Source organism: Marinibactrum halimedae (assembly GCF_021234875.1).
Classification (GTDB): Bacteria; Pseudomonadota; Gammaproteobacteria; order Pseudomonadales; family Cellvibrionaceae; genus Marinibactrum; species Marinibactrum halimedae.
Map to the genome: position 1 here is coordinate 118,780 of NZ_JAJQVM010000011.1, position 11,461 is coordinate 130,240.

The 11,461-nt window shown below is 41.8% G+C and carries 12 protein-coding genes; 8 read left to right on the forward strand and 4 right to left on the reverse strand.

Annotated features, from left to right (window positions below):
• Window positions 1–108: 108 nt before the first annotated feature.
• The 5 genes from LU351_RS08450 to LU351_RS08470 all read left to right on the forward strand — a co-directional run bounded on the left by LU351_RS08450 (window position 109) and on the right by LU351_RS08470 (window position 6,262).
• Window positions 109–2,997 (forward strand): intermembrane phospholipid transport YdbH family protein, encoded by a 2,889-nt coding sequence (locus LU351_RS08450; protein WP_232593626.1) that lies wholly within the window; start codon window positions 109–111, stop codon window positions 2,995–2,997.
• Between the two features lie 277 nt (window positions 2,998–3,274).
• Entirely contained in the window at window positions 3,275–3,481 is a 207-nt protein-coding gene (locus LU351_RS08455) for a YnbE family lipoprotein (protein WP_232593627.1), read from the forward strand.
• A 76-nt stretch (window positions 3,482–3,557) separates the two neighbouring features.
• Complete coding sequence (locus tag LU351_RS08460; RefSeq protein ID WP_232593628.1) at window positions 3,558–3,953, forward strand: YdbL family probable chaperone protein; 396 nt, start codon at window positions 3,558–3,560, stop codon at window positions 3,951–3,953.
• A gap of 466 nt (window positions 3,954–4,419) precedes the next feature.
• Complete coding sequence (locus LU351_RS08465; RefSeq protein WP_232593629.1) at window positions 4,420–4,950, forward strand: hypothetical protein; 531 nt, start codon at window positions 4,420–4,422, stop codon at window positions 4,948–4,950.
• 43 nt (window positions 4,951–4,993) lie between these two features.
• The gene (locus tag LU351_RS08470) at window positions 4,994–6,262 is read left to right on the forward strand and encodes a M12 family metallo-peptidase (protein ID WP_232593630.1); all 1,269 of its coding nucleotides are present in this window, start codon (window positions 4,994–4,996) and stop codon (window positions 6,260–6,262) included.
• Between the two features lie 85 nt (window positions 6,263–6,347).
• Here the strand turns inward: LU351_RS08470 and LU351_RS08475 are convergent, their stop codons facing one another.
• The 4 genes from LU351_RS08475 to LU351_RS08490 all read right to left on the reverse strand — a co-directional run bounded on the left by LU351_RS08475 (window position 6,348) and on the right by LU351_RS08490 (window position 9,811).
• On the reverse strand, window positions 6,348–7,265 hold the full coding sequence (locus LU351_RS08475) for a helix-turn-helix domain-containing protein (RefSeq protein WP_232593631.1): 918 nt from the start codon (window positions 7,263–7,265) through the stop codon (window positions 6,348–6,350).
• Window positions 7,266–7,326: 61 nt separating this feature from the next.
• Window positions 7,327–7,824, reverse strand: a complete 498-nt coding sequence (locus LU351_RS08480; protein WP_232593632.1) for an SRPBCC domain-containing protein — start codon at window positions 7,822–7,824, stop codon at window positions 7,327–7,329.
• A gap of 186 nt (window positions 7,825–8,010) precedes the next feature.
• Window positions 8,011–8,850, reverse strand: a complete 840-nt coding sequence (locus LU351_RS08485) for an SDR family oxidoreductase (RefSeq protein ID WP_232593633.1) — start codon at window positions 8,848–8,850, stop codon at window positions 8,011–8,013.
• 82 nt (window positions 8,851–8,932) lie between these two features.
• Complete coding sequence (locus LU351_RS08490) at window positions 8,933–9,811, reverse strand: alpha/beta hydrolase (RefSeq protein WP_232593634.1); 879 nt, start codon at window positions 9,809–9,811, stop codon at window positions 8,933–8,935.
• Window positions 9,812–10,062: 251 nt separating this feature from the next.
• On the opposite strand from LU351_RS08490, the gene LU351_RS08495 reads away from it, so the two are divergent.
• From LU351_RS08495 to LU351_RS08505, 3 genes are all read left to right on the forward strand, one after another.
• On the forward strand, window positions 10,063–10,665 hold the full coding sequence (locus tag LU351_RS08495) for a flavin reductase family protein (protein ID WP_232593635.1): 603 nt from the start codon (window positions 10,063–10,065) through the stop codon (window positions 10,663–10,665).
• 261 nt (window positions 10,666–10,926) lie between these two features.
• Window positions 10,927–11,148 carry a hypothetical protein gene (locus LU351_RS08500; protein ID WP_232593636.1) on the forward strand — a complete coding sequence of 74 codons (222 nt, stop codon included), beginning with the start codon at window positions 10,927–10,929 and terminating at the stop codon, window positions 11,146–11,148.
• Between the two features lie 56 nt (window positions 11,149–11,204).
• A partial coding sequence (locus tag LU351_RS08505) for a transposase (protein WP_232593637.1) occupies window positions 11,205–11,461 on the forward strand: 257 nt, incomplete at its 3' end.

Consider the following 11,461-nt stretch of genomic DNA (forward strand, 5'->3'; position numbering starts at 1 on the left):
CTCTCTGCAAAGAGCACCCATTGTCATCAACACCTTCCCATAATCAGTGTTAGACTGGTTTTACGACCAATGTAAAGCTGATAAAAAAGGGCAACGCTGCGACGCATTATGGGAAAAGCTGTTATTCGAAAACCCGTTATTGGAAGAATCATACTCGGCCTTACGGCCATTATTTTGGTATTACTCGCAGGGTTGCGATTCTATCTGGAACAATTGGCTACAGAATCTCTGCGTATTGCCTTAGCAGAACAAGGGATTTCAACTGTGGAGCTCAATGGTTTTACAGTGGAATTAGGTCTTTGGTCGGGCTTCAAAACTGGGCATATTTATATTTCTGATGGCCAAGCTAGCGCTAGTCAGTGGCAACCCATTCCTGAGCTTCCTCCCTTAGACTTTTCACTCCACTTTGAATCATTAACCCTCAATTTCATGTGGCCTGAATTATGGTCACACACAAAAGTACAAACAGCCCACATAGAATCTCTGTCACTCAATATTGATACCGGCTGGGATTCGTGGCTCATAACTTGGCTCACAACAAGTAGCGCTCCTCATCATAAAAAGCACACTTCATATCACCACGTACCGAATAATGACTTGTCGCTACCAGATTCTACGATTGAGCAATGGGCGTTAGACTTATTAAAACAATTACCGATTCACGACGCTTCCATTGATCAGTGGCAAATGGTTTTAAACGACAGCAACACGACTTTTTCTCATTCCAACACTGACATACAAACACTCTTCAATACTTGGCAAGACAGAACATTCTCCCTCTCAGGAAATTGGCATTCAACCCCTCAATCGATTGAAGCGGAAATCAACGCTGACGCTTTAGAAACACTTCACCAAGCGTCTGTTAAATTTAATACCTCAACTTCTACAATCGCTAATGCCACCTATTCTTTTCAACATAAAGGACAAACATTAGTGAGTATTGATGCGGCACTCCCCTCACCGCCTGAGCAGCCTCAAACGAATATTCCCTCTTCTTCAGCTTTACCCTCATCGAAGGCCATATCATTTCAAGCCCGACTGAACGGAGAGACATTATTATCGCTTTTAAAAAACGCTCTACATTCACTCCCAGCACAGGAACAGAAAGAACATCCTTATATAAAGTGGCTTGAATCTGTGGTGTTACCACTGAAAGCACAACACTCAAAGAAACAATCTTCAATCACGCTATTGACACTCATTAATCAAGCACAGTTGGACTTAGCTTCCATAACAATAAACGGCGTAATGGAAATTATGCCTTCTCTTAAAGCACTGCCCCATTGGGAAAAATGGTTTGCCTTAAACACAGATCTGCATATACAAATGAAAGGAGAATTTTCCCCCCTGATCAATACAACTCATCTGAATTTGAATGCCGAACTCAGTGCATCACCTCAGCGTTTGCAATTAAAGGGCAGCCCACATACGGATAACACTTTTTTATTTTCCACAACGTTTAACGGCGACCAGTGGAATCAATGGTTAAACACCCCCGTGTTTGGACTCGATTCGCCTTCTTTCTTGTCATTTCATCAATTACCCAACGAAACCAGTGATAATCACCCTGCGCCACCCTGGGAAATAGAATTGAATCTGTCAAAAGAAGGGGCTTTCCACTCTTTCACAATGGAATTCGAGTCATTAGAAGTACAACTACCCAAGCTTTTACTCACCCAAAACCATGATCATCAGGAGCAGATACCTTCCCACCCAATAGGCGCAATCCAACCAACACTGAGTGTTGGGCCAACATCTGTCGGTTTTGAGAATACAAAAGAAAATAAAAGGGAATGGTCAATAACAACCACTGCAGAATCGAATCTACGTGCCTACGCACAAAGAAAAAAACCAGGCACAAACGAAGAATTTGTTGTATTGCCGATGATCGAAAGTACCGTGTTTGCTGCACAAACACAAAAGCATTATCAATTCAGCCACACGGTGAATGTTCCACAATTGAATACCCAAATCAGTAATGTGGGTGAACTCCATTCCAATTCTAGCCAACGTTTTACAGGGAACATTAATTCCTCTTTTGAAGTGAACGATCTTTCTCGTGCCTACGACGAATGGCTCACGCTGGCAAAATCCCTCGATAAACTCGACGCACAACATGACTATGTGCCTTTAGCACTCAATAAACTCGGCTTTGTTAGCGGCGACGTTGCCATTAACAGTGCACTAACCCTTTCTGACTCAACATTGGATAACACCTCTGGGTGGAAACACGAAAGCCACTTATCGGTTTCAGCACTCACAGGGCTCTACGACGATATGGTTTTCGATACAGTGACCCTCAATAATAGCGTGACAGGACTGTCTGAATTTCGCACCACGAAACCACTCACTCTCCATGCTCAACGAGTACATGTGGGCGTTGAACTGACTGACATGACGCTGATTGCCGCCCTACCGGAAGCACGTTCTGTGGATAACTTACTCATTCACGTAACGGAATTTCAAGGAGACGTTTTAGGAGGAAAAGTGTCTACGCCAGAGCTTATCGAGTTGGACCTGGCAAAGCCACTCAACCGCTTTACAGTGTCGCTAGAAGGGCTACACCTAAAAGATATGATGTCACTGCAACAACAAGAGATTGATGCCGACGGTATTGTGGATGGTGATCTGAATATGGAGTGGAGCGATGCCGGCATCAGTATTCCATCCGGCCAATTAAAGGCTCGAGAGCCTGGGGGCTTTATTCGTTACCCACAACATGCCACAGATGCTCTCGCTGCCAATAGCAAAGAGCTGGGGTTGGCACTGCGGATGCTGGATAACTTTGAATACGATGCCCTTGTTAGCGATGTTGCCTTCTCTCCGGATGGCCAACTACTGCTGGGGCTATCCTTAAAGGGTCGCAACCCCAATGAACTCCAAGGGCAAGCGGTCAACTTCAACGTCAATTTAGAGCAAAACCTGTACCCATTGCTACAGAGCTTACGCTTAACCGACGAGTTTGTTCAAAAAATCGAAGAAAAAGTGCAAAGGTAAGCACAAGAAATGATAACCATAATAAATGATAACCATAATAAATGATAACCATAATAAGAGAAGCACCTCACTCCTCGATTTATGGGCATAAAATACACATTATGTTCTTTTCTTGCTCTCTTCCAATTCTTTAAGCCTGTGTTCAGAACATGATGTGTATTCTGCTCTATATTGAATTACGTATCATTTCAGGCTACATATTAGCGACAGTGGTCGCCCATAATGGCGATAAACGTAAACATCAATCAATTAGCGCAATACAAAATAGGAACACTGCATGAAGCAACAGTTAACCACTTTGGCCGCCTACAGCGCCCTCGTCGCAACGATCATAGCGGCCATAACCGGATGCCAGCCCACCGTTCAGGTCGCCTCTGAAGAGCCTATTACCATTAACTTGAATGTAAAAATCGAACACGAGATTCGCGTCAAGGTTGATAAGGAATTGGAAGATATTTTCTCTGATGACAGCGAATTATTCTAAACACGAAACCTTTTTCTTATTGAAGTTTTTCTAAATACAAATTTGACACTCAACAACTTGAACTTGTGAGAGCACAATGAACAATTCAGTCAATACTCTTAAGACGCCACATCTTTTCTTTTTTACCCAACGTTTTGCTTTTATGGCACCTCTACGTATTGTTTTATTTACACTACTTACCGCGTTCATTACCGTACCGTCTTATGCTCTCGATCTCAACAGCGCAAAATCTCAGGGTTTGGTCGGCGAAACCGAAAGCGGCTATTTAGCCGCCGTAAAAGGCAGTCCGGCAAAAGACGTGAAAGCATTGATTAGCTCAATCAATCAACAACGCAAAGACAAGTACAAAGCCATTGCAATCAAGAACAACATTAGTTTACAAGCAGTAGAAAATCGAGCTGGAGAAGTCGCCATCAAAAAAACCGCTGCTGGACAGTACATTAAAAAAAGCGGCAAATGGTTGAAAAAATAAAAAGGTAACACTTACTAGAATTATCATTACCTCCCGCCACCTAATCATCAATGTGTGTCATCACTTTTCAAGTCAATTAAACTCAAAGTGATGACACACAATTCACCAACCTCTCTCCTGATTTACTTCCCTAACGCCAAAAACACGCAACAGGCAAAAAACCGTTGAGGTTTTCGAACCATTGGGCGTTCATTTACGTAGACGAATAGGTTTTCATTCGTTTTTACATACAAATACAAATACAAATACAAATACAACAATAAAACTTCACGAAAAGAAAAAATGCACGCCAACGAGTAAATACCCTACGTCATTTCAAAAAGCGTGATTTATCCAATAGCGTGCTCCCACTCACCCATACAGGAGGAAAATAGTCATTCGCAATGCAATATAAAATCCTATTTTTAAAAAATAGCGGTTTAAAAATTTATTTAAAAACAAGCGGTTTAAAAATAATGGAGAGAACATGAAAATTGCAATAACTACGGCATTGATCGCATTCTCATCAATAGCCATTTCCGAAGAACGTGTTTTAGAAATCCAGCAACAATTCTTATCCGATCGCACCGAATTAGGGGCTTGGGAAATCGAGAATCATGCAGCAAATTTAAATAAAAGCTTGTCTGCCGATTTAATGAAAAACGTGACGCAACATACCCAACCTTTTTATGTATCTAACATAAAAGCCCTGCAATCTGCGATTAATACTGAAAAAACAGCAAAAAATCCGCAGCTTCGCCTTTCTGTTGATACTTTTGAAGGACAAGCTCCTTTAACCCTCATGATTGATCAGATTAGCACACGTCATACGCGCGACATTCTCCGAGGTAAAGTGGAAGGCCATGACGACTCTCGTGTAAAACTGGTTGTTCACAATAGGAAAATGAGCGGCCAAATCGCTTTTGCCTCAACAGAAAAAGTATTGGTGATTAGAAGTATGGAGGGCGGCGCCACCGCCACTTATGAAGTGGATGTCAGTGACATCACCTACGACTAATCCTCCTTCTTTCACTTATTCTTAAAAAGGCAAAGCGATGAAAATGAAAACAAAATTACTGGCGACAGCCACAGCTTTATTGATGCAATCTATAGCCTATGCACAAACGGAAGTGACCGTGCTTATGGTCTATACCGATGATGCCCGTGCCGCAGTTGGCGGTGTATCGAATATTGAAACCGATATTATTGCGGCCATCGACGATGGTAACCTGGCATTAACCAACAGTAATGTAAACATGGAATTAACCATTGCAGGTATGCGAGAGGTGAATGTCAATGAAGGCCGTTATTCCAGCATGGGGCCGTTATTGCGAGACCTCTCAAACCCAAATAACAGTACCTTTGGTGTGGTACACGAATGGCGTGACGAACTTCAAGCCGATTTAGTCTATTTAATTTTTGAAGGCATTCAACAAAATGGACAAGCCAATGCCATTTGTGGTGCAGGCATTCCTTGTAACCAAGCTTTCGAAGATGAAGCCTTTTCTGTAGGCCAACGTGGTTTAATGGATGTCGCCCCGATTGTGATTCATGAATTAGGCCATGTAATGGGTTTACGTCACGACCGAACCAGAGATTGTGGTAGCGCTACTCGAAACTGTGGTCAATTCTTATATCCGTACAGTTTTGGGTACATTGACCCACAAGGCTCGACTGATTGGGGAACTATCATGGCTGGTGGCCGCCCCTTCCCATTAATCGATTATTTCTCAACACCCGACGAGATTTATCCGGAAACAGGGCAAGTGGTTGGCGAAGAAGATCGAAGCGATGCGGCGAGGCACTTGAATAACGTACGGGATATCATTGCCAGTTTTCGTTCAGGCACAACACCACCGCCGCCACCTCCACCGCCCCCAGGAGACGACGATTGTGATGGCGCCATTAATTTCCTCAACAACACGTCTGATGACTACTCCAACAGCGCGCCAGGCTCTGCTGAGGTCTCTGAAGATGGTTGTTCCATCACCCTAACCGGTAACGAATGGCGTATTACCAATTCAGAATACCAAGTGACGTCAGATACGGTAATCACATTTGAATTCAGTACCGGTGGTGTAGAAGGAGAAATTCAAGGTGTTGGATTTGACAGTGACAATGGCGCAAGCTCAAATCGTATTTTCCAATTAACCGGCACACAGGATTGGGGAATCGACGATTACAGCTACACCGGCGGCACGCAAACCTTCACTATTCCGGTTGGACAATTCTATACCGGTAATAATATGGGCTTCGTGATTGCAAACGATAAAGACAGCGGCTCAACCACCAATACGGTTACTGTCAGTAATGTGCGTATCTCTAATTAAAAGGGATAAAACGCTATAGAGTGTATACCGCACAAGGATGTGCGGATTCATTCAGGTTAATAAAACATAAATATACTCAACACACTCAACTCACTTTTCGATATTGAGCCGGTGTCATTCCCGTCTTATTTTTGAAGAACTTACTAAAATGCTGTGGGTATTCAAAACCCAAATCATACCCGATCTGCCCCACCTGCGCCTGAGAACCCAGTAAGCGATTCTTTGCCTCTTCCACAATAAAATACTGAATATGCTGTTGCGCATTCACGCCGGTTTCTTTTTTAAGCAAATCGCTTAAATACCCAGGCGACATACCCAACTCTTTTCCACACCATTGTACCGTAGGCAAGCCTAGAGCATCGGCTTGCTCATTTTCATAATAGCCTTGCAATATGTGCTCAAATTTACCAATAGTATCTTGATTTAAATTCGTACGAACATAAAACTGGCGATCATAATAACGCATACAATAGTCGAGAATTAATGAAATATTATTGACTATTAATTTTTGGGTATGCTTATCAATATTTTGGTGATACTCCTCTTTAATCTTCTCAACAAGATCTGTCAAAATCGTTCGTTCGCCTTCCGACAAGTGCAGCGCTTCATGAACATCGTAAGAAAAAAAAGAATAACCACCAATAGTTTTACCCAGTTCTGAGCGACGAATTAAATCCGGATGAAAGAACAAAACCCAACCACGAGCAGAAGTAATGTCTTCATTTCGCTCAAATTTTTGTGTTTGACCGGGCTGTGTAAACACCATTGAGCCTTCTTGGAAGTCATAACTATTACGTCCGTAGGTGATATGGCCTTTAATGTTAGATTTCATCGCCACCTGATAAAAATCTAAAGTATAGGTGTGATCACCATAATCAAAATTGGCAAGGCGTTCATCAATCGGCAATACCGACACCAGTGGATGCTGAGGGCTATCTAAGCCTAAATTTTTATGCATTTCACTGATGGTCTTAACTCGGATAATGGAACTGGAATTTGACATGTTCACACCTATATTTAAAAAAAACGCTTTTAATAGCGGTAATAGCCTAAGGTAACTCGACTTACTCTGGCAAATACAATGCCGTAGCACGAACTTTAATAGCTTGATTGAGCCGCTCATAGGCAGCACCAACCGGAGCCGGATTCCAAAATGCAGCCCCTACACCACGATAATCCTCATGAATCACCACTCGTGTACCGTTAGATTCTGGCGTTAAGACATAACGATGATTAAACGTTAACATCCCTACCATTCCACCAGTTTGATTTAACAATGAGGAAGGCTCTATTTTTTTTACTTTAGACGGGATTTCATAGCTATTATCCTCATCTTGATGAAAGCGATATCTCACGGTTTGGCCTTCTTTCAGCTCCCCATCCAACACCTCCATAACAGGATTCCATTCTGGATACTTCTGTGTATCCACAATAACACTCCAGACCTTGTCTGGGCTCACTGGAATAAAAACTTCACTGTGGACTGATTTGCGACCAAGCACATACAAGACCACCAAAATTACCAATACGATAATGAAACCAATAACCCATTTAGAGATCATTTACTCTACCTCGCCCCGTTACGTTTCTATTTTTTGTTCTTCTGTTCACAGCGTTAAAAATGTGTTTGCATCTAAATAAACTGAAGGGCGAAATAAATCACCCTTCAGTCAATGATGAGTACACCTTAATATAACTTAATACAACTTATCACTACCAAAAAACAAATTAATTCTTGTGATTTCGAGCTAGCGATTCGGTACGAGCATAGCCGACATTTGCTCTAAGAAGGCTTCTCTTGATTGGCTATTTTTCATATCCATCAGCATAGTGGCATCTGCCCCCACTGCATTGTGGATCGGTGTTTCACTGGTTACACATTGATAAATCTTATCTGCCACTTCCTGCGGATCCGCCTCTTTACCGCCCTGCTGACGCATCTGTGCAGCTAATCCTTCAAAGTGTGCAGCCAACTGACCGGCATAGGTCGTTAATTGCTCATCACCAGCGGTAAAATTATTGTCCGTTGCGGCTGAAAAATTCGTCCCGTACGCACCGGGAGCAACCGTTTTCACCTTAATATTAAACGGCGCATATTCTAACGCTAGCCCTTCAGACCAACCTTGAGCAGCAAACTTACTGGCAGAATACGTAGAGGCAAAAGGCAAACCAACCTCTGCAGCCATAGATGTAACGTTCACAACCACACCACTACCCTGCTTACGCATATGAGGTAAAACCCGAGCAGCGACCCGCATAGGCCCATAGACATTGGTTTCAAACATGGCTTGAATTTGGCTCATCTCAAATTGCTCAAAAACCGCATGGCCACCATAACCGGCATTATTCACTAATGCATCAATACTGCCAAATTCGGCTAAAGCTTTTTCAACTGCGGCATCAATGCTCTGTTCATCCGTCACATCTAATCGACAGAGCAATACATTCTCTAGTTCACCTAATGTAGTGTCTTTTTCTGGTGTTCTCATGGTCGCCACAACGTTCCAACCATTTTGCTGAAAGGTTTTCACCGCTAAAGCGCCAAAGCCTGAACTGCAACCGGTAATTAACACTGTTTTCTTTGTCATGATAAATCCTCTCAAATTTGTTGTTAATTGGCATCCTATTAAGGGTAGGGTTTATGAGCTATAAAAAGCTCAGCATTATGTTTTATTTGCCAATATATTTATTGAAAAAAGCGGTAAATTGTTCTGGAGATTGCCCTAACCAGTCATACGCCGCCGCTCGGTTTTTTTCGAGGTCTAACCACAGCATTTCTTTTTCGCCTCCTAACAAGCCGTAATACTCTCTGACTTTATCGATATCACTCATAGGATCGTTGGTATTTTGAATTACCAAGGTGGGGATTTTGATACTAGGAACATGTTCAAAAAACGACTCCATCAAATCGGCACCACCACGACTCATATTATAATCGTTGATTTTACTTGCCATTTTTTCTGAGATTTTGATTTCGCGCATATTGTCGGTAAAACGCAGAGGCTGAATAGAGACCAATGCTTTAATATTTTCATACTTCGATAACCCATCTTCTAATCCATAGGCAAATGAAGTAGCACTGGTTCCCATACAAATGCTCAATAAACCAATCTCAGCGTTTTGATAATCCGCATGTTGACTAATATATCCTACTGCGGCCAGTACATCTTGAGCCTCAGCACTGCCCCAAGCGATGTACTCAGATGTCCCCTGCCCACTGTTACCATGATTACGCATGTCATACATCAGTACAGAATACCCCTGATCCACCAGATATTTAGCCTGACGTAAAAATGAAATATTCTTTTTATAGAGTTTATATAGACCTTTTCCTTTTGGTGTATAGCCCGAGCGACTGCACTGAACCCCAAAATGAGTTTGCACGATAATTTTTTCGGTTCCACCTTTTACCAGCCAGCCTGATAACGTCACACCATCTTTTGTTTTAAACGTAACATCTTCATAGTCCAAACCATAATCTTTAGGATCATCAAATACAGGGGCTTTTCCAGACTTGGTCATCATATTGGCAAGGTATCGGGTTAACATAATAGGCTCCTAAGTGGGCTGAGTCGTTAAACTCATTGAATTGCGAACAAGTACAAGTATATGTACCTTGTTGAATATCCGCTTATACGCATTCCAGAACTTTTTATACATTTTGCAGGTTATGAAATTTTTCCACTTTAAGGCTCAACGCGATTCAGTGCATTATTATGTTTAACCACTCTACCTGTGACAATTCTCAGGTAAAAATTATTGGACTGATGAAAAAATCACTAATAAATTCAGGGGATTACATGAATATCGTTTTAAAGGACTTAGAGAAGCTGCATGCCTACCAACTATTGACCAATACCATAGTACCCCGGCCAATTGCTTGGATTTTGACAGAAAATGTCAACAAATCATTTAATTTGGCGCCATATTCCTATTTCAACGTTGTTTGTTCTAACCCAGGTATATTGATGTTCTCAGCCGGGCATAAACGAGATGGTACCAAGAAAGATACATGGGCCAATATCGAAAGAAACCGCCATTGCACTGTACATATCGCTAATGGAGAACTCGCCGATGAAGTCAACAAAACCGCCAAGCCTCTTGCCGAAGGGGAATCGGAACTCAATTTACTGAATCATGCCCTAGTTAAGGAACCACACTTTTCTCTACCACGACTCACTAAAGCACCGGTCGCCTTTTCCGCCGAATGCCACGATATTCATTTACTGGGCAATGGGCCTCAAGCCATCATTTATGTAGAGGTGAATGCCGCCTTTGTAGACGATCCCCTCTTCACAGGAAAAGATTTTCAATTAGACTCTAAAAAGTTAAATCCATTGGCAAGACTAGGTGGGAATGATTATGCGTTAACCGGAGACATCCTAACGCACGAAAGGCCATAGTTGATGAGCTTCAACTATGATTGAAAGAAGAGAATATAAAGAAATCACACAACATTGCGGATTAAAAATATGAATACGGAAAATACAAAGAAAAAATAATTTTTGTTACAAATTTATACTTTCATTTTCCGTCTATTAGAACCTTACCCTAGCACAATATCATTATTTTACTTAGACATTACGCTATTGGAACTACTTCTCATCGTACCGCCATAAAAAATTCTAAAATGAATATTGAATAGTATTATTTAAGGAAAAGTAATGTTAAAAGTACACGTTTGGCAACCTAGCGGTAATATGGTTGGACATGCCTCCCTCTCATTTGGAACAAACTACGTTAGTTTTTGGCCAGAAGATGCTGCGGGCAAGAAAGATTTAAAAATCAAGCGCAGCCATCCCGGCTCATTTATAAGCGACCTTAATGAGGATATAGAAGCCGAGGGAAATCGGTATCCAACAACAATAACATTAGGGCACCTCTAAAAATAGCCCAACTTTGATATAATCTCACTGTTCAAAAATTTCAAGAGTTTCCTTCTATGTCTCAGCCCGGCTTTTTTGATTTAGATGACAGGTATCGCAAGTTAGATGAAAAAGATCCATTAGTTCATCTCAACAAACTGATATTTTGGGAAGCCTTTCGTCCGACCTTAAAGGAAATACGAAAGTCAAACCGAAAAAGCAATGCGGGTCGTAAAGCCTATGACGAGCTACTGATGTTCAAAGTACTCGTACTTCAGCACTTATACAATGTATCCGATGATCAGATAGAGTACCAAATACGGGACCGCTATTC

Excerpts from the sequence above, each read along its gene's own strand:
- LU351_RS08500 (WP_232593636.1), top strand. The coding sequence starts at position 10,927 with ATGTTAAAAGTACACGTTTGGCAACCTAGCGGTAATATGGTTGGACAT.
- LU351_RS08495 (WP_232593635.1), top strand. The coding sequence starts at position 10,063 with ATGAATATCGTTTTAAAGGACTTAGAGAAGCTGCATGCCTACCAACTA.
- LU351_RS08490 (WP_232593634.1), bottom strand. The coding sequence starts at position 9,811 with ATGTTAACCCGATACCTTGCCAATATGATGACCAAGTCTGGAAAAGCC.
- LU351_RS08480 (WP_232593632.1), bottom strand. The coding sequence starts at position 7,824 with ATGATCTCTAAATGGGTTATTGGTTTCATTATCGTATTGGTAATTTTG.
- LU351_RS08475 (WP_232593631.1), bottom strand. The coding sequence starts at position 7,265 with ATGTCAAATTCCAGTTCCATTATCCGAGTTAAGACCATCAGTGAAATG.
- LU351_RS08485 (WP_232593633.1), bottom strand. The coding sequence starts at position 8,850 with ATGACAAAGAAAACAGTGTTAATTACCGGTTGCAGTTCAGGCTTTGGC.
- LU351_RS08470 (WP_232593630.1), top strand. The coding sequence starts at position 4,994 with ATGAAAACAAAATTACTGGCGACAGCCACAGCTTTATTGATGCAATCT.
- LU351_RS08450 (WP_232593626.1), top strand. The coding sequence starts at position 109 with ATGGGAAAAGCTGTTATTCGAAAACCCGTTATTGGAAGAATCATACTC.
- LU351_RS08460 (WP_232593628.1), top strand. The coding sequence starts at position 3,558 with ATGAACAATTCAGTCAATACTCTTAAGACGCCACATCTTTTCTTTTTT.
- LU351_RS08465 (WP_232593629.1), top strand. The coding sequence starts at position 4,420 with ATGAAAATTGCAATAACTACGGCATTGATCGCATTCTCATCAATAGCC.
- LU351_RS08455 (WP_232593627.1), top strand. The coding sequence starts at position 3,275 with ATGAAGCAACAGTTAACCACTTTGGCCGCCTACAGCGCCCTCGTCGCA.